Origin of the sequence: Massilia sp. NP310 (genome assembly GCF_019443485.1) — a bacterium.
GTDB lineage: Bacteria > Pseudomonadota > Gammaproteobacteria > Burkholderiales > Burkholderiaceae_D > Telluria > Telluria timonae.
Genome location: NZ_CP080379.1, coordinates 5726445 through 5749123 on the forward strand (window position 1 = coordinate 5726445; position 22679 = coordinate 5749123).

General features: G+C 66.6%; 19 protein-coding genes. 8 read left to right on the plus strand and 11 right to left on the minus strand.

What is annotated here, in order from left to right; translation table 11 throughout:
• Positions 1–4: 4 nt before the first annotated feature.
• A complete protein-coding gene (locus tag KY496_RS25300; protein WP_005668788.1) occupies positions 5–616 on the minus strand; it encodes a LemA family protein in 612 nt (203 codons plus the stop codon).
• Between the two features lie 148 nt (positions 617–764).
• On the opposite strand from KY496_RS25300, the gene pyrF reads away from it, so the two are divergent.
• Positions 765–1589 (plus strand): orotidine-5'-phosphate decarboxylase, encoded by an 825-nt coding sequence (gene pyrF / locus KY496_RS25305; protein ID WP_040777044.1) that lies wholly within the window; start codon positions 765–767, stop codon positions 1587–1589.
• Between the two features lie 37 nt (positions 1590–1626).
• Here pyrF and sbcB read toward each other — a convergent pair whose 3' ends face one another.
• Together sbcB and KY496_RS25315 are read right to left on the minus strand one after the other, a co-directional pair.
• Positions 1627–3072, minus strand: coding sequence for an exodeoxyribonuclease I (gene sbcB / locus KY496_RS25310; protein ID WP_219862990.1), 1446 nt, complete (start codon positions 3070–3072; stop codon positions 1627–1629).
• 87 nt (positions 3073–3159) lie between these two features.
• Positions 3160–4122: a GGDEF domain-containing protein gene (locus KY496_RS25315; RefSeq protein WP_219862992.1), complete on the minus strand. Its 963-nt coding sequence runs from the start codon at positions 4120–4122 to the stop codon at positions 3160–3162.
• A gap of 113 nt (positions 4123–4235) precedes the next feature.
• Here KY496_RS25315 and KY496_RS25320 point away from each other — a divergent pair, with 113 nt between their 5' ends.
• Complete coding sequence (locus tag KY496_RS25320; RefSeq protein ID WP_219862994.1) at positions 4236–5048, plus strand: helical backbone metal receptor; 813 nt, start codon at positions 4236–4238, stop codon at positions 5046–5048.
• Positions 5049–5092: 44 nt separating this feature from the next.
• On the opposite strand, the gene KY496_RS25325 is transcribed toward KY496_RS25320, so the two are convergent.
• The gene (locus KY496_RS25325; protein ID WP_005668793.1) at positions 5093–5470 is read right to left on the minus strand and encodes an HPF/RaiA family ribosome-associated protein; all 378 of its coding nucleotides are present in this window, start codon (positions 5468–5470) and stop codon (positions 5093–5095) included.
• A 318-nt stretch (positions 5471–5788) separates the two neighbouring features.
• Here KY496_RS25325 and KY496_RS25330 point away from each other — a divergent pair, with 318 nt between their 5' ends.
• Positions 5789–7429, plus strand: a complete 1641-nt coding sequence (locus tag KY496_RS25330) for a methyl-accepting chemotaxis protein (RefSeq protein WP_219862995.1) — start codon at positions 5789–5791, stop codon at positions 7427–7429.
• 28 nt (positions 7430–7457) lie between these two features.
• On the opposite strand, the gene KY496_RS25335 is transcribed toward KY496_RS25330, so the two are convergent.
• Together KY496_RS25335 and KY496_RS25340 are read right to left on the minus strand one after the other, a co-directional pair.
• Positions 7458–8705 (minus strand): MFS transporter, encoded by a 1248-nt coding sequence (locus KY496_RS25335; RefSeq protein ID WP_005668797.1) that lies wholly within the window; start codon positions 8703–8705, stop codon positions 7458–7460.
• 76 nt (positions 8706–8781) lie between these two features.
• Positions 8782–9810 (minus strand): CDP-6-deoxy-delta-3,4-glucoseen reductase, encoded by a 1029-nt coding sequence (locus tag KY496_RS25340; RefSeq protein WP_184234797.1) that lies wholly within the window; start codon positions 9808–9810, stop codon positions 8782–8784.
• 170 nt (positions 9811–9980) lie between these two features.
• Here KY496_RS25340 and KY496_RS25345 point away from each other — a divergent pair, with 170 nt between their 5' ends.
• Together KY496_RS25345 and KY496_RS25350 are read left to right on the plus strand one after the other, a co-directional pair.
• On the plus strand, positions 9981–10865 hold the full coding sequence (locus KY496_RS25345; RefSeq protein WP_005668801.1) for an NAD(P)H-binding protein: 885 nt from the start codon (positions 9981–9983) through the stop codon (positions 10863–10865).
• 159 nt (positions 10866–11024) lie between these two features.
• The gene (locus KY496_RS25350) at positions 11025–11297 is read left to right on the plus strand and encodes a hypothetical protein (protein WP_071360039.1); all 273 of its coding nucleotides are present in this window, start codon (positions 11025–11027) and stop codon (positions 11295–11297) included.
• 57 nt (positions 11298–11354) lie between these two features.
• On the opposite strand, the gene KY496_RS25355 is transcribed toward KY496_RS25350, so the two are convergent.
• The 5 genes from KY496_RS25355 to KY496_RS25375 form a co-directional block, all read right to left on the minus strand.
• Positions 11355–12176 carry a glycine-rich domain-containing protein-like gene (locus KY496_RS25355; protein WP_219862997.1) on the minus strand — a complete coding sequence of 274 codons (822 nt, stop codon included), beginning with the start codon at positions 12174–12176 and terminating at the stop codon, positions 11355–11357.
• Positions 12177–12429: 253 nt separating this feature from the next.
• Positions 12430–14271: a CHASE domain-containing protein gene (locus tag KY496_RS25360; protein ID WP_229520366.1), complete on the minus strand. Its 1842-nt coding sequence runs from the start codon at positions 14269–14271 to the stop codon at positions 12430–12432.
• A gap of 236 nt (positions 14272–14507) precedes the next feature.
• Complete coding sequence (locus tag KY496_RS25365; protein WP_219862999.1) at positions 14508–16712, minus strand: metallophosphoesterase; 2205 nt, start codon at positions 16710–16712, stop codon at positions 14508–14510.
• Positions 16713–16827: 115 nt separating this feature from the next.
• Positions 16828–18876: a PKD domain-containing protein gene (locus KY496_RS25370; protein WP_219863001.1), complete on the minus strand. Its 2049-nt coding sequence runs from the start codon at positions 18874–18876 to the stop codon at positions 16828–16830.
• Between the two features lie 203 nt (positions 18877–19079).
• Positions 19080–20834 carry a glutamine--tRNA ligase/YqeY domain fusion protein gene (locus tag KY496_RS25375; protein ID WP_040777049.1) on the minus strand — a complete coding sequence of 585 codons (1755 nt, stop codon included), beginning with the start codon at positions 20832–20834 and terminating at the stop codon, positions 19080–19082.
• Positions 20835–21010: 176 nt separating this feature from the next.
• Here KY496_RS25375 and KY496_RS25380 point away from each other — a divergent pair, with 176 nt between their 5' ends.
• From KY496_RS25380 to KY496_RS25390, 3 genes are all read left to right on the plus strand, one after another.
• Positions 21011–21304, plus strand: a complete 294-nt coding sequence (locus KY496_RS25380) for a DnaJ domain-containing protein (RefSeq protein WP_005668814.1) — start codon at positions 21011–21013, stop codon at positions 21302–21304.
• 76 nt (positions 21305–21380) lie between these two features.
• A complete protein-coding gene (locus tag KY496_RS25385) occupies positions 21381–21893 on the plus strand; it encodes a hypothetical protein (protein WP_005668816.1) in 513 nt (170 codons plus the stop codon).
• The gene (locus KY496_RS25390; protein ID WP_184234783.1) at positions 21883–22668 is read left to right on the plus strand and encodes a hypothetical protein; all 786 of its coding nucleotides are present in this window, start codon (positions 21883–21885) and stop codon (positions 22666–22668) included. Before KY496_RS25385 ends, KY496_RS25390 begins: the two co-directional genes overlap by 11 nt.
• Positions 22669–22679 lie beyond the last annotated feature (11 nt).

Consider the following 22679-nt stretch of genomic DNA (forward strand, 5'->3'; position numbering starts at 1 on the left):
GCGCTTACTTGCCGAAGTCGACCGTCGGCGCGGTCGAAATCGCCTTCTCGTTCTCGACGGTGAACGACGGCTTGGTGTCATAGCCGAACACCATCGCCGTCAAGTTCTTGGGGAACTGACGCACGGTCACGTTGTAATCCTGGACCGAGGCGATATAGCGCTGGCGCGCCACCGTGATGCGGTTTTCGGTGCCTTCCAGTTGCGACTGCAGGTCGCGGAAGCTCGTGTCGGCCTTCAGGTCGGGGTATTTTTCCGAGACCATCATCAGGCGCGACAGCGCGCCCGACAGCTCGCCCTGCACCTGCTGGAACTTCTGGAAGGCCTCTGGGTTGTTCAGCACCTCGGGCGTGATCTGGAAGCTGGTGGCCTGGGCGCGGGCGCGGGTCACCGCTTCGAGCGTGGCGCTCTCATGCGAGGCGTAGCCCTTGACGGTGTTGACCAGGTTCGGGATCAGGTCGGCGCGGCGCTGGTACTGGTTCACCACCTCGCTCCATGCCGCCTTGGTGGCTTCGTCCTTGGTCTGGAATTCGTTGTAGCCGCAGCCGGACAGCAGGGCGCCGGCCAGGACGGCGCCGCCGAGGAGACGGGTCCAACGGAAGAAGAAGGAATGGGTCATGATGTTGTTCGTGTGGTCAAGTTGTCGAATGATCAAAATATACCTGAAACAGACACGGTTTGGCGTCCGGCCGGCGCCGATTCCCGGCGATGGACCGCCGGCGGGTACAATAATGGGTTTGCATTTACAAAGATACAAGGGGCTAGAGGTGAATTTCATCAACAAACTTTCCGCCGCATGGGCCCGCAATGATTCGCTGCTGTGCGTCGGCCTCGACCCGGACCTGGCGCGCCTGCCGGCCCACTTGCAGGGCCAGCCGGACGCCATCGTCCAGTTCTGCAAGGCCATCATCGACGCGACCGCCGACCTGGCCTGCGCCTTCAAGCCGCAGATCGCCTATTTCGCCGCCCTCGGCGCGGAAGACCAGCTGGAACAAATCTGCGCCTACCTGCGCGCCACCTACCCGCACATCCCGCTGGTGCTGGACGCCAAGCGCGGCGACATCGGCGCTACCGCCCACCAGTACGCGCGCGAAGCCTTCGAGCGCTATGGCGCCGACGCGGTGACGGTCAGCCCCTACATGGGCTTCGACTCGGTCGAGCCCTATATGGAATGGCCGGACCGCGGCGTGATCGTGCTGTGCCGCACCTCGAACGCGGGCGGTTCCGACCTGCAGTTCCTGGACGTGGCGGGGCGTCCGCTGTACCAGCACGTGGCCCAGCTGGTCGCCGACAAATGGAACCGCAACGGCCAGTGTGCGCTGGTGGTGGGCGCGACCTTCCCGGACGAGATCGCGCAGGTGCGCAAGCTGGTGGGCGACATGCCGCTCTTGATCCCGGGCGTGGGCGCCCAGGGCGGCGACGTCGAGGCGACGGTCAAGGCCGGCCGCACGGCGGCTGGCGCGGGCATGATGATCAATTCGTCGCGCGCGATCCTGTATGCGACGCCGCAGGAGGGCGAGGATTTCGCCCAAGCGGCGCGGCGCGTGGCGCGCGAGACGCGCGATGCGATCAACGCATATCGCCACGCTTGATCCCGGGTCGTGGACGCCTCCGCCGTCCACGACACGTTCAATATCGGTCGGGAGCGATCGACTCGGCGTAATCGTACAAGGCGCCGAGGATTTCCTCCGCGCGCTCGTCCGCCGTCTCCGACAAGGCATCGATCTCGGTAAACAGCTGGTCGACCGTACGCGCCCCATGCGCGCCCTCGAACAGCCGCGCCGCCCGGTGCGCTTCCCACAGCTGCATCTCGTCTTCCGAAAGCGTGTGCGGGAAGTTGCGCGCGCGGTAGCGGAACAATAGTTCGTTCAGGCGCTCGTCCTCGAAGCTGACGCGCCGCGCCAGCGCCTCGGGCTTCTGCATGCGCAGGGATTCGAGCTGGCGGCGATCGTCGCGGCTGACGAAGCCGCCGTACAGGTCTTCGTCGACGTCCACCGCTTCGCCCGCGCCGGGCTTGGCCAGCACCTGGGCCCAGATCGCCCGCATGTCCGGCCCGCCGGCCGCCAGCGCGGCGTGCGCGCGACCGCGCTCCAGGTCGATGTCCCAGCGCGTGGCCAGGTCGGCCCGCAGCGTCTTGAGGTTCCCGACCAGCATCGGCGATTTATTCAGGTGCACGCTCTTGATCGGCAGCCGGGTCACGCCTTCGGGCAAGTCGCCGGCGCGCGTAAACATGCGGGTGCGGATGGTGTCGGCGTCGAGCGCGAACAGTTCGGACGGGTCGTGGCGGCAATCCCAGACCAGCACCTCGTTCTTGTTGGTCGGATGCTGGGCCAGCGGATAGACCAGGCCCAGGCAGCCGTATTCGACCGGGAACATGCCGGACACGTGCAGGAAAGGCTGGCGCTGGCCCGGGTCGAGATGCAGGCCGATCTCGGTCGCGACCCGGTCCTTGCGGCGCAGCTCGAGGCAGAAGTCGAACAGGCGCGGTTGCCTGTCGCGGATCAGGCGCGCCAGCGCGATGGTGGCGCGCACGTCGGACAGCGCATCGTGCGCCGCCTCGTGGGCCAGCCCGTTGGCGGCGCTCAGGTGTTCCAGCTTGAAGCTCGGCTTGCCGTCTTCGCGGGTCGGCCATTCGATGCCTTCCGGGCGCAGCGCGTACACCATGCGCACCACGTCGAGCAGGTCCCAGCGGCCGCAGTTGTGCTGCCACTCGCGCGCATACGGATCGATCAGGTTGCGCCAGAACAGGAAGCGGGTGACCTCGTCGTCGAAGCGGATCGTGTTGTAGCCGACGCCGATCGTGCCCGGCTCGCTGAAGGCGGCTTCGATGCGGCGCGCGAATTCGTGTTCGGGCACGCCGCGTTCGAGGCAGTGCTGCGGGGTGATGCCGGTGATCAGGCAGGATTGCGGGTCGGGCAGGAAGTCGTTGGCCGGCTGGCAGTACAGCATGACCGGCTCGCCGATCTCGTTGAGGTCGGCGTCGGTGCGGATCGCGGCGAACTGGGCCGGGCGGTCGCGGCGCGGCACTGCGCCGAAGGTTTCATAGTCGTGCCAGAGGAAGGTATGCGTGCTCATGTGTTGTTGTTGTGTGTGCTGCTTCACAGCGTCAACCAGCATGGTGGCACATCCGCGCCGATCAGTCACGGCCGGCGGCAAGCGACCTCAAGCGCAGACGCGGTCGCGTCCCGCCTCCTTGGCGCGGTACAGGGCGGCGTCGGCCGCCGCCATCAGGCTGCGCTCGTCGTCGCCGGGCGCCAGGCTGGCCATGCCGAAGGAGGCGGTCAGGTGCGGCAGCGGCAGGCGCATGTCGGGGAACACGACGGCCAGGCGCAGGCGCCGGCACAGGCGTTCGGCCACCCCGGCGGCCAGTTCCGGCGTGGTGTCGGGCAGTACGGCCAGCAGCTCTTCGCCGCCATAGCGCACCGCGAAGTCGGACGGGCGCAGCGCGCCGCGGATCACGTTCGCCGCCGCGGCCAGCGCGGCGTCGCCGGCGATGTGGCCGTGGGTGTCGTTGAAGCGCTTGAAGTGGTCGAGGTCGATCATCACCAGCGACAGCGCCTTGCCGTCGGTGGCCGCGCGCGCGGCCAGCTTGGGCAGCATCTCGCCCAGCCAGGCGCGGTTGTACAGGCCCGTGAGCGGGTCGTTGAGCGAGAGCTGGCGGTAGAATTCGCCCAGCTTCTGGCGCCGGCGCAGCAGGGCGTTGGTGGCGCGGATGCGGAAGGACAGCAGGCGCAGCAGGTTACGCGCCAGCACGCTGGAGCGTTCGATCAGGGTCCACACCATGTCGGACTCGATCACCAGGAGTTCGGTGTCCTCGAGCGCCGTCATCGCCGCCAGGTTCGCCGCGTCGTCCAGCACCGCCTGTTCGCCGACGCTCTCGCCCGGGAGGATGCGGCTGGTGTTGCCTTCGTCGCCGGCATGGGCGTCGGGTGCGATCTCGAGCGCGCCCGACAGGACGATGTACAGGCGCGCCTGGCCGCCATCATCGATGCGGCGACCGCGCGCCATGCGCACGACCGCGCAGCCGGCCACCATCGCGGCGATGGCCGGGTCGGTCTCGTCGCGAAACAGGTGCAGGTCGCGCAGCGTCGTACGGGAAGCACCGAAGGTGCCGATGTGTTCCAAGTGGGGCCTCGAGCGAATCGCGTAAGGTTGAGTCCTTACAGCGGTGAAATGATAGCCTATCGGACCTGGAATGCGTATTCGGCGCGGCTTAAACAACAATGGTGAAACATCGCATGACGACTTCTGACAATCTCCTCGTCGACGCGCTGGGCCGTCGGCATGCCGTGGCCGCGGACGCCCGCATCGTGTCGCTGGTGCCGTCGATCACCGAGCTGCTGTGCGACCTCGGCCTGGCGCCGCGGCTGGTCGGCCGCACCGGTTTCTGCATTCACCCGAAGGCGGCGGTGGCGGACATCCCCAAGGTCGGCGGCACCAAGGACGTCAACCTCGAGAAGATCCGCAAGCTGGCGCCGACCCACGTCGTGGTCAACATCGACGAGAACGAAAAGCCGACCGTCGACGCGCTGGCGCAGTTCGTGCCGCACGTGGTGGTCACCCATCCCCTGGCCCCGCACGACAACCTGGCGCTGGCGCGGCTGATGGGCGGCATCTTCGGCGCCCCGGAACAAGCCGGGGCATGGTGCGGGGCCTTCGAGGAAGAACTGGCGCGGCTGCGCGCCTTGCCGGCCGGCCCGGCGCGCACAGTCCTGTACTGCATCTGGCAAGACCCGTGGATGAGCGTGTCGAAAGACACGTATATCGCCGCCATGCTGGCCGAACTGGGCTGGCGGGTGCCCGCGCTGGGAGCGGCGCGCTATCCCCGTTTCGACTGGTCCGAAGCCCTGGTGGACGGGCTCGACGCCGTGCTGCTGTCGACCGAACCCTACCGCTTCACCGAGGCGCACGCGGACGCGCTGGAAAAACAGATCGGGATTCCGGTGCTGCTCGTCGATGGCGAGATGATGTCGTGGTACGGCAGCCGCGCGCTGGCGGGCTTGCGCTATCTGCGCGAAGTGAAGGCGATGCTGGAGGGGAGCGCTGTGTAGGCTGAAGGCAGGCCCGGACGGGCCTGCGCTTCATTGGGTCACGATCACATGTCCGTCAAGTGCTTGTCGGCGGTTGGATCTTCGGTGTGCGTGATCGAGGCGGCGCGCTGCTTGTCCTGCAGGCGGCCGATCGCGCTGTCGAGGGCGCGCGCCAGCTTGCCGCCGGCGTTGTTGATGGCCTGGTGCAGGTCGGTGGCGTGCTCGTGGATGACGATCGGCGCGATGCCCGCCAGGCGTGCTTCCAGCATGCAGGAATTGCCGCCGTCCGCTTTCTTCTCCTTGTTCTCATTGCTCAGGTGAACGTCAACACGGTTGACCTGGTCGCCGAAACGACCGATGGAGGAGCGCACGACTTCCTGGACGTGCTCGTCCAGGCCCTGATGCTTGTTGATGGTGTTATCGGTATTTACATTGATCTGCATGGATGGCTCCTGTAGTCATTACGGCTTCATCTTACACCTCCCGCGATTTTCGCCGCGCCCGCTCGCGTTATCTTCTTGATAAGCCATTTTTATATCTTAGTTGCATTATTTCCACATCGCAATTTAGTGCTCGTGTTGTAGGACTTGTCCTACTAGAATCCAACACGTATTTGCAAATCTATCGAATTCTTGCAGCAGACGATCCCATTCAGGTTGGGCGCGGACGTGGCGGCAGCATTTTTTAATAACAAATCGATAAAAATGCGCAAGCACCGATAAGCAACCTGGCTGGCGCACCTTCACAGAACGGAGAGTATGATGCAGTTGAAGCAACTTAAAATCGGCCAGCGCCTCGCGCTCGGATTCGGCCTGGTCCTGGCCTTGCTGGTCGTGGTGCTGGGAACCGGCATCCAGAAACTGCAAGCCATGGACGCGCTGCTGGTCAGGATCGTCGAGGGCAATAACGTCCGCATCGAGGCGGCCAGCAATATGCGCGACAGCCTGCGCCGGATCTCGATCGCGGTACGCGACATGACGATCGTCTCGGACGAGGCGCAGATGCAGGAGCTGGCACGAAGCATCGGGGTCGCCCGGGAAGCCTACGACAAGGCGGAAAGCACGCTCGCCGGACTGCTCATCAGCGAAGAGGGCACGACGCTCCACGCGAACATCGTCGCCGCGCGCAAGGCCGCGCTGCCGCTGGTGGCCCAGGGCGAGGTATTTGCCCGCGCCAACGATCTGGAGGGCGGCCGTGAATTCCTGAGCGCGAAGATGGCGCCGGCGATGCGCGCGTGGACCGCGGCGATCGACGAGATGGTCGTCCTGCAGGCGACCCGCAATGCCGCAGACCAGGCGGGCGGCCGTGAAGCCTATTCGCAGGCCATGGCCCTGATGCTGGGCGTGGGCGCCGTGTCCCTGCTGGCCGCGGTGCTGATCGCCTGGCTGATCACGCGCTCGATCGTCAAGCCGCTGAACCAGGCGGTGGAAGTGGCGCGCACCGTCGCCGCCGGTGACCTGAGCAGCGAGATCGAGGTCACCTCGACCGACGAGACGGGCCAGCTCCTGCGCGCGCTGAAAGACATGAACACGAACCTGCGCGACATCGTCAGCCAGGTGCGCAGCGGCACCGACACCATCGCCACCGCTTCGGACGAGATCGCGGTGGGCAACCTCGACCTGTCGAGCCGCACCGAGCAGCAGGCCAGCTCGCTGGAAGAAACCGCCTCGTCGATGGAAGAACTGACCTCGACCGTCAAGCAGAACGCCGAACACGCCCGCCAGGCCAACGGCCTGGCGCGCTCGGCCTCCGACGTCGCCACCCGCGGCGGCGTCGTGGTATCCAGCGTGGTCGACACCATGGGCGCCATCCATGCGTCGGCCAGCAAGATCGTCGACATCATCTCGGTGATCGACGGCATCGCCTTCCAGACCAACATCCTGGCGCTGAACGCGGCGGTCGAGGCGGCGCGCGCCGGCGAGCAGGGCCGCGGCTTCGCCGTGGTGGCAAGCGAGGTGCGCAACCTGGCCCAGCGTTCGGCCAGCGCGGCCAAGGAAATCAAGACGCTGATCGACGACTCGGTGAACAAGGTCGACGAAGGCAGCCGCCTGGTGACCCAGGCCGGCGCCACCATGGACGAGATCGTGGTGAGCGTCAAGCGCGTCACCGACATCATGGGCGAGATCACGGTCGCCAGCCACGAGCAGGAAAACGGCATCGAGCAGATCAACCAGGCGGTCAGCGAGATGGATGCGGTGACCCAGCAGAACGCGGCCCTGGTCGAGGAAGCGGCCGCCGCCGCCCAGTCGCTGAAGGAGCAATCGGCGCGCCTGGCCGAGACGGTCAGCGTGTTCAAGCTGGAGACTGGCCAGCGCACCGCCGGCGCGGCCCGTCCGGCAGCATCGGCATCGGCATCGGCGTCGGCATCGGCATCGAACCGGCGCGCGCTGGCGGTGGCCTGAAGCCAGGGCAGGGGCGACGGCGCGGGAGTCAGTTCCCGCGCTCTTTTTCGTGGTGCGGGAAGCGGTCCATCCTGGACAGCACCGGGAACAGCACCGCCCACAGTCCGGTGACGACCAGCGTGGCCACGCCGCCGAGCAGGATGGCGCGCGTGAGGCCCAGCCAGCCGGCGGTGACGCCGGATTCGAATTCTCCCAGCTCGTTCGAGGCGCCGATGAACACCGAGTTCACGGCGCTGACGCGGCCGCGGATCTCGTCCGGGGTCTCGTACTGCACCAGCAGGTGGCGGATGTAGACGCTGACCATGTCGCCCACGCCGAGCAGGAACAGGGCGGCGAGGGCGACCGGGAAACTGTCGGTCAGGCCGAGCAGGATCACGCAGACGCCGTACAGCGCGACGCCGCCGAACATCCAGGCCCCGACCCGGCGCGTGATCGGGAACATCGCGAGCGTGATCGAGCACAGGGCGGCGCCGACGCCGGGCGCGGTGCGCAGGAAGCCGAGGCCGGTGGGCCCGGCGCCCAGGATGTCGTGGGCATAGGCCGGCAGCAGGGCGGTGGCGCCGCCGAACAGCACCGCGAACAGGTCGAGCGAGATGGCGCCCAGCACGATCGGGCGCGAGCGCACGAAGCGCAGGCCCTCGAGCAGGGTGTGCCAGCTGACCGGCGCCTTGTTGATGATCTGCTGGATGCTGCGCGTGTTCGTCATCAGGAGCACCGCCAGCGCCAGCAGGCTGGCCGACGTCATGTGCACGACCTGCGCGCCGAACACGTACAGCAGGCCGCCGACGATCGGTCCCAGGATCATCGCCACGTGCATGGTCGAGGAGCCGAGCGCCACCGCCTGGCTGAATTCGCGGTCGGGCACCAGGTTCTTGAGCACCGCCTGCGAGGCCGGCATCATGAAGGCGCGCGCGCTGCCGAACACCACCAGGATCGCGAACACCGGCCACACGACCGTGCTGCCGCTGGCGGTGAAGGCGATCAGCAGCGCGCTGCACAACAGCTGCACCGCCATGCAGGCCATGACGATCAGGCGCCGGTTGTAGCGATCGGCCACGTGGCCGGCCCACAGGATGAACAGCAGGAACGGCGCGAACTGCGCCAGGCCGATCAGGCCGAGGTCGAACAGGCTGCCCGTGATCTGGTACACCTGCCAGCCGATCGCCACGCTCTGCATCTGGACGGCGAAGGTGGCGAGGAAGCGCGCCGAGAGATAGAAGGCGAGATTGCGGTTGCGCAGGACGCCGAGGCGGCCGGAGGGAGACAGCAGGGACATGGATTGTTCGGGGCGACGGGAGAACCCATCATTGTGCCCGAAGATGCGGCGCCGCGTCGGCGCCGCCAGCGGCGGGTCAGCCGCCCGCCAGGTCCGCTTCGGTGGTGAACGAATCGGCGAAGAACTCGTCTTCGGGCAGGCCGCACAGGGCGGTGTAGTCGCGGCGCGCCGAATCGACCATGACCGGGGCGCCGCAGGCGTAGACCTGGTGCCCCGACAGGTCGATGACGTCCTGCATGACGGCCGCGTGCACGAAGCCGGTGCGGCCGGTCCAGGCATCCTCGGGCAGCGCGTCCGAGATCACCGGCACGTAGGTGAAGTCGGGCAGCGTGGTTTCCCAGGCCCGGCACAGCTCGTCCATGTACAGGTCTTGCGGACGGCGGCCGCCCCAGTACAGGCGCACGGGGCGGGTCGACTTCAGGTGCATCAGGTGCTCGACCAGGGCCTTGACCGGGGCGAAGCCGGTGCCCGAGGCCAGCAGCACGATCGGCTTGTCGGACTCTTCGCGCAGGAAGAAGGTGCCCAGCGGGCCCTCGAAGCGCAGGATGTCGCGTTCCTTCATGGCGCCGAACACGTGGTCGGTGAACAGGCCGCCCGGCAGGTGCCGGATGTGCAGTTCGAGCGGGCCTTCGAACGACGGCGCGTTGGCGATCGAGTAGGCGCGGCGCTTGCCGTCCTTGAGCAGGAATTCGATGTACTGGCCGGCGCGGTAGGCCAGCAGCTCGTTGGCCGGCAGTTGCAGGTTGACGATCGCGACGTCGGGCGCGGCGCGGCGGATGGCGGCGATCCGGGTCGGCATCTTGCGCAGCGGGTAGTCCGAGCTGCCGCCCACTTCGCGCGCCTCGATCACCAGGTCGGCGCTCGGCACGGCGCAGCAGAACAGCGACATGCCGCCGGTCTTTTCGATGTCGGACAGCGCGCGCTGCTGGTGCGGCTTGTGCTCCACCGCGCCATCGAGCACCTTGCCCTTGCACGAGCCGCAGGCGCCGTTCTTGCAGCCATAAGGCAGGCCGATGCCGGCGCGGATGGCCGCGGAAAGGACGGTTTCGTCGGCTTCGCAGGTGAACTGGCTGCCGCTGGGCTGGACGGTGATCTGGAAGGTCATGCGATTCGGTGGTTGGCGCGCAAGCTAAGCGCAAGTGGTTGATCCTATGGCGATTTTGTCGCAACTGGGCGCTATTCTACACCGGCCCCGGTTTTGCCGGGCGCGGGTGGGCCCGGCCCGGCGCCGGCGCTGTGCTACAGTGCCGCGGTCCGCCTCCATCGCCCGAACCCATGCCAGACCGCTCCTCCTTCGCCCGTCCCCGCCTGCTCATCGTCGGTTGCGGCGACGTCGGCATGCGCCTACTGCCGCTGCTGGCCGGGAAATTCCGGGTGTTCGCCCTGACCAGCCAGCCCGAGCGCCGCGCCGAGCTGCGCGCGCTGGGCGCGGTGCCGCTGGTGGCGGACCTGGACCGCCCCGCGACCCTGACGCGCCTGCGGCGACTCGCGCCATGGGTGCTGCACCTGGCGCCGCCGCAGCCGGACGGCGAGCACGACCGGCGCACGCGCCACCTGGCGGCGGCGCTGGGAAAGGTCGAGCGCATGGTGTATGTGAGCACCAGCGGCGTGTACGGCGATTGCGGCGGCGCGCTGGTCCATGAACACCGCCCGGTGGCGCCGCGCAACGCGCGCGCGCGGCGGCGCGTGGACGCCGAACGCATCCTGCGCGCCTGGGCCCTGGCCAGCGGCGCGTCGCTGTCCATCCTGCGCGTGCCCGGCATCTATGCCGACGACCGCCTGCCGCTGCGCCGCCTGGAGCAGGGCACGCCGGCGCTGCGTGCCGAGGACGACGTCTACACCAGCCACGTGCACGCCGACGACCTGGCGCGCATCGTGCTGGCGTCCTTGCAGCGCGGACGGGCCGGGCGCGTGGTGCACGCGGTCGACCGCACGCGCATGAAGATGGCCGATTATTTCGATGCCGTGGCCGACGCCTTCGGCATGCACCGCCCGCCGCGCCTGGCGCGCGCCGATCTGGAAGGTGCGGTGTCGCCGATGCTGCTGTCCTTCATGTCGGAATCGCGGCAGCTGGACGACACCCGCCTGAGGCGCGAACTGCGCGTGCGCCTGCGCCATCCCGACGTCGCCACGACGCTGGCGCGCCTGCGCGCGGCGTAGTGACCAGATGATGGAATAGTAAACATTATTTATCGACTATCTGTATAATTTCGCGTCCCGCGAAAATAGCCGTATAAATACTGATGGTTTGCCTCTTTCTGCTAATTTTTCGCGGTATAGCGTGTTAAATAGCAAATTAATAATACTCCTGAAAGAGCCATGCCGATCCGCCGCCTCCCGCCCGGCGCCGAGTACGACCCCAACCGGGTCCTCGACGCCATCATTGCCCGACTGCGCCTGAAGAATGACGCAGCCCTGTCGAAGCTGCTCGAAGTGGCGCCGCCCGTGATCAGCAAGATCCGCCACGCTACCCTGCCGATCGGCGCCACGCTGCTGATCCGCATGCACGAGGAGAGCGATTTCAGCATCAGCGAATTGCGGGCGCTGATGATCAGGAAGGGCAGCGAAGCAGAGATGACGCTCGCCGAATAGGCGACAGCCGGGATGGCGGCATGGCTGCCTCCCGGCTGCGAGGGTCAGACAGGCAGGTCAGGCGGCTTGCAGGGATTTGCCGGGCGCGGCGCAGAACGCGATGTCGCTGGCCAGCTTGCCCGGGGCGGCGCAGAAGGCGGTGGCGCTGGCCTGTTTGCCCGGGGAGGCGCAGAACGCGATGTCGCTGGCTTGCTTGCCCGGGGCGGCGCAGAAGGCGGTGGCGCTGGCTTGCTTGCCCGGGGCGGCGCAGAACGCAATGTCGCTGGCTTGCTTGCCCGGGGCGGCGCAGAACGCGGTGGCGCTGGCCTGCTTGCCCGGGGCGGCGCAGAAGGCGGTGGCGCTGGCTTGCTTGCCCGGGGCGGCGCAGAAGGCGGTGGCGCTGGCTTGCTTGCCTGGGGCGGCGCAGAAGGCGATGTCGCTGGCCTGCTTGCCCGGGGCGGCGCAGAACGCGGCTTCGGCGGCCTGCTTGCTCGGGTAGGCGCAGAATGCGGCGTCGCCCTTGACGACCACGCCGAACTCGGCCTCGTACAACGCACGCATGCGGTCGCCGGCGCGCTGGCGTTCGCCATCGTTGGCGCCGGCGCCCATGCCGACGTAGGGGTAGTGGTGTAGGAAGAATCCGAAGGTAGCCTCACAGTCGCGGGCGTACTTCATGGTGTCCAGGATGTGGTAATGCCAGAAGGTGTCGACTTCAACGGTTGGCGAAGCACCGGCCTCCGGGTATTTTTTCATCAGGAACAGGAAGCGGCGGTACTCGGCTGCGGCGGCATCGGCACGCTGCTCGGACCAGCCTTCACCTGATTCCACGTGCATCAGTTTCATCTTGATGGGGGCCAGGTCGAGTGCTTCAAAGACGGAGAATTCGGTATGGGTCGACATCGTTTCACCTCGTTTTGTGTTGTAGACGTTGGTGTTGCTTCATCCCTGTTCAGGTCGTGCGCTTATGTGCCGCGCTTGCGCTGCTGAACGGTCAGTATGGACTCCCGCCTACTCGATATAGGAAGAATCCCGGTGTGTTGACCGGCGACAGCTATAGGAATTGTCCTGCGGTCTGTCAGACTAACTGTTGAGGTTGCTCAAGTGCTGGTCGCATTGCGAGTTTTGGCAACAGCCGTGCGAACATTGCCGGGCATTAGGCGGCTACTGCGATCGGGGACGCCTTGCCGGGATAGAAGTCCATGCCGACGTCCCCGCACAGGCCGACCACGGGAATCGTGACCACGATCGTGGTGCCCGAATCGAGTCCGCTGCTGATCGAGAACGAGCCGCCCAGGATGCCGACCCGCTCTTCGATGCCGACCAGGCCGAACGAGCCGTGGCGGTTGCGGCTGCCCGGCTGCATGCCGACGCCGTTGTCGCGGATCGTCATGGTCAGCATGTCGGCCTGCTGCTGCAAGGCGATCCTGACCTTGGTGGCGCGTGCATGGCGTGCCACGTTGTTGAGCGATTCCTGCAGGATGCGGAAGAAGGCGGTGGCGCAATGGTCGTCGATGCGGTGCTCGCCGTCGTCGTCGACCAGTTCGCACTCGATGCCGGTGCGGCGCGCGAAATCGGCCACCTGCCAGTCGACCGCCGCCGACAGGCCCAGGTCCAGCACGTTGGGACGCAGGTCGTTGATGATCTGGCGCACGCTGCGGATGGTGACGTCGATCTGGCGTACGGTGGCGTCGGCGCGCGCGTGCAGGCGCCGGTGGCCGCCGCGGGTGCGATTGGCCAGGAGCTCGGCCTCGATCTTCAGGGCCAGCAGGTTCTGCGCCAGGTCGTCGTGGATCTCGCGCGCGATGCGCTTGCGTTCGCCTTCCTTGATCTGCTCGGCGTGCGCCGCCAGCATGCGCAGTTTTTCGTGGCTGGCCTGCAGCTTGGCCTGGCTGGCGCGCAGCTCGCGCGTCATTTCCTCGGCCATGCGCAGGGCGTTGCGGCGCGACGAGGCCAGGGTCTGGAACAGGGCGTAAAGGAGGGCCGCGCTCATGCTGGCGGCGAAGGCTGCCAGCCACGGGTAATACACGTCGAAACGGGTGTACAGCGCCGACTTGGCGACGCTGAAGTCGGCGCGCCAGACGCGCTCGTTGAATTCGATCGGCAGACTGGTTGCGAACATGCTGCTGTCGTCCGGCGGCAGCGCCGGGTTGGGGTAGTCGACGGTGGCCAGGCTGTCGTAGAGGACCGTCTGCGGCGCCGGTTCGCCAGGCTCGGTCAGCTCGGTCAGCATCAGGCGCACGCCTTCGACCGGGAACTCGTCCAGCACGCCGCTGACCAGCGGCGTGACGCCGAACCCCAGCCCGGCCGAGCCGACATAGGCCAGGCGCCGCTGTTCCGCACTGGAAGCGGGCATGTCGCCGCGGTAGACCGGCAGGCGCAGCGCCAGCGCGGTCTGGTTGGGCCCGGGCCGCAGGGTGATGCGCGTGCCGGAAGCGCTCAGCAGGCCACTGTCGCGCGCATGCGCCATGACGCGCCGGGTGATGCCGCGCGCCTCCAGGTCCAGGCCCAGCCTGTCGTACAGGTCGGGCGACAGCGGCTCCATGTACACCAGCACCGTGTAGCTGTCGCGTTCGGACGAAGGCAATAGCGGCGTGTGATGGCGCACACCATGGCGCGCCAGCCGCGCGCGCAATTCCTCGTTCAGTGCGGGCAGGCCGTCGGCGCGCACCATGCGCGCATAATTGATCACGACGATGCCCGGAAAACTGCGCTTGATGTCGAGCTGCTCGACGTACTGGCGAAACTCGGATGCGGTGGTGTCGGGGTTGACGCGAAACAGCCCCGCGACCCCGCGCAGCACGGCGCCGTAGCCCTTGATACGGGTATCGATATTGTTCTGGGCGGCGCGCGCCATGCCGCGAAACCGCGCGTGGGCATCGCTCTCGATCGCCTCCGCGGTGGCGAAATAGGCGCCGGCGCCGAACGCCAGCGACAGCAGCAAACCCGTCAACAAGGTTGCCGGCGAGAACATTGCGGGAGGACGATCTGAAGGCATGCGGTATCTCGAAAGGGCGGGACGGCACGTGGCCATGCTTAACATCAATACCTATGGTCCATACGCTAAGCAATGTCTGACCAGACAGGAGCTATCAGGTTTACTAGGTTTTACAAAAACACGACGTCTGGCGGCGGGGGCCGCGAAACAGGTCGGACGGCGTGCGCATCGCTGTTCCCGAAAAAAAAGCGCTGCGGCCATGGGGCGCAGCGCCTTCGGGTGAGTGAGAGCGGCAGTTAGTTGAAGCTCAGCCCATTATTGCTGGCATTGCTGACCTTCTTGCCCTTCAGGTCGACCGTGAAATGGTCGCTCGGCTTGGCCGAGCCCAGGCCCTTGAGGATGGCGAACACCTGCTTGAACTGGTTCTGGAACGGCACGTGCACCGGGTTCTGGTCGGACGGCTTGTCGCCGACCTTGACGATCGCCGCCGGCGTCGCCGGGAAGGCGGCCATCAAGACCTTGTACTGGTTCACGCGCTGCTGGCCCATGTCGCGCAGGGCCAGTTCGCCCGCATACACGGTGCGGTGGAAGTCGCCGTAGAAATCGTAGGCAGAGATGGTGGCGAAGTCGTCCAGGCGCAGGCCCGCGGTGCCGGCCAGCTTGTCGGCGCGCGCGGTGGCCTCCAGCCAGTCGGTGGCCAGGGTCGAGGCGGCGACTGCGGCGCCGGCGGCAGTGCCGGCCGCTGCGCAGGAGGCGGTGAGGGGCACGACGCCGGGCACATCCTTCAGCTGGGCCAGCGTCACCTTCGTCTGCAGCTGCGACAGGATCAGCATCTGCTTGCCGTCCAGCGCCATCGCCGCTTCCTTCATCTCGCATGGCCAGTATTCGTCCATGAAGCGCAGGCGCGACAGTTCGCCGAAGTACTGATGGGTGTACTCGCCGTAGGAACGGGTCTCGAGGATGCTGCGGTCCCAGCGCTTGCTGGCGTCGCCAGGGACCGAGCTGCCCTTCAGGTAGTCGTTCTCGACCACGTAGTGCGGGAACAGCTCGGCAAAGCGCGGCACCGTGTTCAGGGGCATGGTCTGGACGTCGATCGTATCCTGGTCTTTATAGGTGACGATCTTGTAGGCGGCGCCGTACACCGCCAGCGATGGCGACTGGACGTTGACCAGGTAGTTGCCGCCGGCATCCTGGTGGTCGTTGGTGCCGTTGAAGTGCATGTGGCCGCCGACGTGCAGGCGCAGGCCGGTCGCGGCCACCGCGTTGGCCACCGTCTGGTCCGGCACGCGCGCGGTCTGGAAGGCGCCCGACTTGAACACCGCCTTCATGGCCGCGGTCTGGTTGGCGTAGAAGTCCATGGTCGGGTAGTGCGAGAAGGCCATCAACTGCTTGCCTTCGGCCTTGGCGCGCGCCGCCACCGACTTGATATAGTCCATCAGGAACATCTTGTGGGTGATCACCTTGTTCCAGCCGGCGTTGCCGGCGCCGTCGTAGCCCTTGAAGTCGTGCGGCTTGGCCGGATCGAACTTCGCGTTCGGTACGAAGACGTTGGCGTCGATCGAGAGCAGCCACAAGCCCTTGACCGGTTCCACCAGATAGGTGCTGTCGATCATTGCGGTGCACTTGGTAAACGGCTTGCCAAGCTTGGCTTCGCCGGCCGCCTTGTAGGCGCCGCCCGAACCCTCGAGGCAGATCTCGAACTGGCGGTTCTTCACCGCGGCCTGGGCCAGCGCTTCGTCATAACTGTACTTGCCGCCGCTGTACTTGCTGAACGGGGTTTCCCACAGCAGGTCGGCCTTGTTCGGCATGAAGCCGAATTCGGCCATCCTGGTCATCAGGCGTTCGGTCCCTTGCTCCATGATCTGGTCGGTGCAGATCACGGTCGGGTCCTTGGCGATGCAGGCCGGATTGCCGGTGGCGAAGATTTTCTGTTCCTTGCCTTCCTTGGTCAGGAAGTCGTTCTTGCCGGCTTCGTTGTCGTCGTAGGGCTCGACCGGATCGTGGTTGCCCGGCGCCAGGAAGAAGCGCATGCCCTTGGCCTGGTATTCGCGCATGATGGCGGCGATGCCGTCGACGTTCATCGGCTGGGCGTCGTCGGTGTAGTCGCCCGGCAGGGCCACGACGCGGATGCCCTTGGCGTAGGCGTCGTCCAGCGCGGCAAAGAAGGCGAAGTAGTTCTCGTTGAACAGGCGGGTCGAGGTCAGCTGCGCGTACATGGTGCGGATGGTCGCGTGCTTGCCGTCCCTGGTCGGGATGCCGGCGAACTGGCTGTTCTTGAAGTCGCCATAGACGTTCTGGAAGTGCACGTCGCTCATGAAGGCGACCGGCGTCGGCGCCGCAGGCGTTGGCGTCGGGTCCGGCGTCTGTACCGGAGGCGGCGTAATCGCAACGGGATCGGATGGATCGCTGGGGCTGCAGCCGGCCAGCAGGGCCAGGGAAAGGGCGGCGGCGCAGGGAGCAGCGCCGGTCAGGCGCAAGCGGGGCAAGGATAAGCGGGTCATGCAGGCTCCGGTCAGAAAGATGGCCGGCATGATTACATTCTTGCATGACCGCTTTGTTACAGGGCGGCGCGAAGGGGCATCTTTGCCGCGCGCCGTCCTGGTACCGGGATAGTTTTTAGTACAGGGTGATGCTGCCCTCGGCCAGGGCGCTGCCGGCGCCATCGCTGGCGCCGGTCGCGGAAGCAGCAGCGCGAGCGGTCGCGCCGGCCACGGCAGCGCGCACGCGTCCGTCGTCGGCCCCACTATTATCGTAGGCAACCACTTCCTTGCCCGTCGCCCGGTCGAGATGCCAGATCCTGAGCTTGATACGGCCCGGTTCGCCGCCGGCGGCGTTCGATGCGGTGGCAGCCAGCGCGAACCGGTAGCCGCCTTTGCCATTGAGTGTGCCGCTGCCTTCGAAGCGGCTCTGGGCGCCCTGCGCCGCGACGCGCCTGAGGTCCTTGCTCACGAAGTCCAGGTCGCCGGCATCGAAGTGCAGTGAGCCCGGCGCCGCTGGCGAGAACGCCGCCGCGCTTGCCGGCTGGGCGCCGACCGCCGGCGCGATGAACAGAAAGCGGGCCTTGCCCGTATGGCGCAGAGGCGCCTTGCTGGCCGCGAGCGGCGAGATGAAGGCGCCGGCGCCGGCCGCCATCCCCTTGCCCGGCTGGTAGGCGACGACCTGGCGGCTGACGTCCACGCTGGCGCCGTTGCCGTCGACGACCTTCGCCGTCACCGTATAGATGCCGGGACGGGTATAGCTGTGGGTCGCGCCGGCGCTGGCGGCGCCGCTCGCGGCCGGCGTGCTCGCCGTGCGCGTGGCATTGCCGTCGCCCCAGTGCCAGGTGATGCCGTAGCGCGCGGCCTGACGTTCGCCGGCGACGCCGACCGATGCCGTCAGCGGCGCGCCCACCGCCACCATCTCGCTCGCCACGACCGGGCCGACGCTGTGCGGGCAGCCGCAGGGCGACTTGCTCACCGGCTTGAGCAACACCAGGCCGGTGTTGCTCACGGCGACGATGTAGCCGTTCTCCGCGATGCCCAGGGCGGCTTCCAGCACGAGGCCCGGCGGCGCGTGTTTCAGGCGCGTGTTCAGGTCGACCATGCCCTCTTTGGCGGTCCAGACATAGGCATGGACCGGCCCGGCGCCGGTCTGGGCGCCGCCGACCACTTGCCCCTTGTTGTTGGCGCCGCGCGCGGACGAGATGGTGCCGCCGAGCGTGCCCAGGTCGACCAGGCCGCCGCCCTGGGTCCAGGTCATGGCGCGCGAACCGATGAACGGGTCGCCGATCTGGCCGGTGATGCGCCCGCCGGAAGTCATGCCGAAGGTCTCGGTGCGCACGGCGGGCGGGGCGATGTCCACCATGCCGGTGCCGAAGGTCCAAACGTAGCCGCGCCAGAGCTCGCCGTCGACATGGTAGTTGCCGGCCACCTGGCCGAAGGCGCTGATGCCGACCGGCGTCGAGTCGTTGCTGGCGTTGGTGTGGATGTCGATCATGCCGGTGCCGAAGGTCCAGAGGAAGGCATGGTAGTCGTTGCCGAAGGCCCACGAGTCGCCGACGATGATGCCGGCATCGTTGATGGCGCGGGGATAGGACGATTCAACCGGCCCCGGCGCCAGCACGCCGAGGTCGGTGATGCCGCCCAATGCGCTCCAGCGGAAGGCGCGGTTGAAGCTGGTGGCGGTATTGTGGGCGATGGCCGTGATCACGCCCTTGTTGTTGATGACCGGCTCGAGGGCTTCGTCGGCCCCGGGCAGGGTGCCGATATCGGTCATGCCGTCCGCGGCGTTCCAGGTGAAGGTGCGGATGTCGTCGGCGGCATTGAGGGACACCCCGGCCACCTGGCCTGAATTGGTGAGCCCGGTGGCGCGGGCGAAATTTCCCGGGCCGGTCAGGCTGCCGATGTTCTGCGAGCTGCTGCCATTGTAGAAATAGGCGTTGATGGGCTCGTTGAAGATATCGGTCGTGAGCGAATAGGCGACCTGGCCGCTGGCATTGATCGAGGCCGAGATCACTTCGCCTGCGGCGAGGTTGATGACGCGGTAGGTGGTCTTGGCGGGCGCGGGATGGTGCGGCTTCTTGCCGTCGACCTGGCCGGGCGCGCCCTGGGCGGACGCGGCGCCGATCAACCCGGGCGCGAGCAGGCAGAGTAGACAAGACAGGACGGTGTGGAAACTTGCGTGCATATCGCCTCCGCTTGGGTGGGTGCATGTCAGGACTTCCATGATCGCGGCGCGATCCGCGGAGTGGCGTGAGGAGAATCAGGCGACGGCGGCGCGCACGAATGATGCAGCTCGAAGCCACCTTGCTGGAGCCGGCCCGGCAAGAAAAAAATCCCGCCACGGCAATGCCGGGGCGGGATTCTTCAGAACGGCAGCAGACTGGGAGCTTACTTGCCCCAGCTATCCTTCAAGGTGGTCACGCGGTTGAACACCGGCTTGCCCGGCTGCGAATCGACGCGGTCCGCCACGAAGTAGCCATGGCGCTCGAACTGGAAGCGCTGGTCGGCCACGGCGTCCTTCATGCCCGGCTCGAGGTAGGCGGTCACGGTTTCCAGGGCGTTCGGATTGAGCACCGACTTGAAGTCCTTGCCGCCGGCGTCCGGCTGCGGGTCGAGGAACAGGCGGTCGTACAGGCGCACCTCGGCTTCGAGCGCGCTGGCCGCGCTGACCCAGGTGATATTGCCCTTGACCTTGTAGTTGTCGGCGCCCGGCGTGCCCGACTTCGAATCCTCGAAGTACTTCACGTGCACGGCGATAACGTTACCGTCGGCATCCTTGTCGTAGCCGGTGCACTCGACCACATAGCCGTATTTCAGGCGCACGCGGCTGCCCGGCTGGTCGCCGACGGGCGGGGTGAAGCGGAAGTAACCCTTGGTCGGGGTTTCCATGAAGTCTTCCTGCTCGATCCACAGCTCGCGCGTGAACGGGAAGGTGCGCTTGCCCAGTTCCGGGTGGTGCGGGTGGACCGGCGACGAGCATTCCACCGACTCGCCTTCGGGGAAGTTGTCGACGATCAGTTTTAAAGGACGCAGCACGGCGATGGCGCGCGGCGCCTTCGGGTCCAGGTCGTCGCGCAGCGCGCCTTCGAGGGTGCTCATGTCGATCCAGCCGTCGGCCTTCGACACGCCGATGCGCTCGCAGAACAGCTGGATCGATTCCGGCGTGTAGCCGCGGCGGCGCAGGCCGACGATGGTCGGCATGCGCGGGTCGTCCCAGCCGGTCACGGTGCCGTCGTCGACCAGCGCGCGGAGTTTACGCTTGGAGGTGACAACGTACGTCAGGTTCAGCCGCGCGAATTCGTACTGGCGCGGCACCGGCTTGTTGAAGAAGCCGCCTTCGGCCAGCGTCTCGACTAGCCAGTCGTAGAACGGGCGGTGGTCCTGGAATTCCAGGGTGCACAGCGAGTGGGTGATGTTCTCGATCGCATCCGAGATCGGGTGCGTGTAGTCGTACATCGGGTAGATGCACCAGGCGTCGCCGGTGCGGTGGTGGTGCGCATGGCGGATGCGGTACAGGGCCGGGTCGCGGTTGGTCATGACCGGGGACGCCATCGCATCCTCGCTCATCTTGGCGCGCAGGATGTGTTCGCCATCCTTGTACTTGCCGGCCCGCATGTCGCGGAACAGTTGCAGCGATTCCGCGGCCGGACGGTCGCGGAACGGCGAGTTGGTGCCCGGCGTGCCGAAGTTGCCGCGGTTCTTCGCCATGTCTTCGGCGCTCTGGCTGTCGACGTAGGCGTGACCCTTCTCGATCAGGTACTCGGCCATCTTGTACAGCTGCTCGAAGTAGTCGCTGGCGTAGTACAGGTGTTCCTGGCCCTCGCGCTCCCACGAGAAACCGAGCCACTTGACGCTGTCCATGATGGTGTCGACGTATTCCTGGTCTTCCTTCTCCGGATTGGTGTCGTCGAAGCGCAGGTGGCACAGGCCGGCGTAGTCGCGCGCCAGGCCGAAGTTCAGGCAGATCGATTTCGCATGGCCGATGTGCAGGTAGCCGTTCGGCTCCGGCGGGAAGCGCGTGATGACCGGCGGCAGGCCGTCCCGTTGGTGGGTGCCGGCGGCCAGGTCGGATTCGACGATCGCACGGACGAAGTTCGACGACGGTGCATTGCCCGGCGCCGGGGTATTCTTGTCGTTGCTCATGAAAAAGTTCTGGAAGGGTAAGTTGGGGGGCATTTTACCGTACCCGGACGCGCCTGAGGTTGCCCGCGTCGCAAGGCGGACATCGGCGTTCGCGCCACGTCCGGCGTTTTCTATAGGATAATCTCTGTTTGGTCTCAATCCACCGCATTTTTAAGATAGTTGCCGGAGAATTTCTGTTGGAAAATTTATATGCGATCCTCGGCGTCGCGCCGAATGCCAGCGACGACGAGATCAAGAAAGTCTACCGCTCGCTGGCGATGCGCTACCACCCGGACCGCAACCAGGCGCCAGGCGCGGAAGCGCGTTTCAAGGCAGTCACCAAGGCCTACGAGATCCTCTCCGACCGCGCCAAACGCGAGGAATACAACCAGAGCGTGAACCACCGCATCGTGCTGGACGCCGAGGCCGAGGCTTTCGAGCTGTGGCGTTCGCTGTTCGCGCTCAACGGCGTGAACCTGCCGGCGAACTGACCCGGCCTTGCACGTCATCCGACGGCAACGCAACGGATGCGGCCAGAAGCGCCGCGTCCCATCAACAGGATAGAACATGAAGAACGTACATCCCGAATTCTCTTTCCAGTCGCGTGAACTGGAAGGCCAGATCGAGGGCACCCTGGGCGACCCGCCCAACCGCAAGAACTACGACATGATGGTCGGCGCGCTGGTGGCCGAATACGCCGACGGCGGCGGCATCGACGACGTCAACATGATGGCGTTCGCCCTGGTCGACAAGATCCGCTTCCTGGATCCGAAGGGCTTGATGCGCGAAGCGGCCGACTACGCCGACGGCGATCCGGCGCGCGTGTTCGCGATGGCCGAGTGCAGCGGCGACGACGGCAAGGCCATGTACGAGGGCATGACCGCCAACTATCCGGAACTGGCGCGCCAGGCCATCATCACCGCCTTCCTGTTCAAGAACCAGAACCGCTGGGACGACGAAGACCAGTCGCTCGAGCAACTCGGCCGCGACGACGATGGCGACGACGACGACGACGAAGACAGCGCCGCCACCGACGACTTCACCCAGCTGTTCGACGAAGGAGAGCGCGATGAGCGATGACACCAACAAATCCAATCTGCCGGCCCTGGTCAGCCAGGTCGGCGAACTGGTGCTGGCCGGCTCGCTGGAGCACGCCGAAGAGGTGTTCTCCAAGGCCGCCGACGAGCACGGCGACTACGCCGTGGCCCAGGTCCTGACCGAGCTGCCGCCGCAAGTGACGGCGCTGCACCTGTCGGGCTTCGACGGCGCCAAGACCTCGCTGGCGACGATGCTGGTGCCGCCCAAGGCCTGGGCCGACAGCCTGGCCTTCATCGCCGCCACCTGGCCCGACAACCTGATCGAAGACGATCCCGAGCGCATCGCCGAGAACCTGTTCAACCACGTGCACGGCGTGGTCTACGCCCAGGACGACGAGGAGCGCCGCAACGAGCTGCTCGAGGCGGCGTCCGCCACCGACCATGGCGCGACCGTGTTCGCCATCCTGTGGTCGCTGGCGCCGAAGGAAATCCTGGAAGTGGCGGGCGAGATCCTCTCGAAAGGCCGCTACGTCAGCGGCCAGACCAGCGCCGACAGCGACGTCGTGCCGCTGGCGGTCGACCTGGCCAAGGCCACCGAGGACGGCTGGGAGCGTTCGCTGCTCGAGCTGTTCCCGGAATTCCGCCACAGCGCCGAGATGGCCGAGATCGAGCTGCCCGACGATCCGGACGAAGAGTCCGAGTTCATGCAGCGTTCCACCCGCGACCTCCTGCTGCGCCTGCGCAAGCAGGTGCCGTCGGTGCGCAGCATGCCGCGCCGCAGCCCGCGCCGCAGCATGGGCACGGACATCTTCTCGTGACGGGAGCCGCC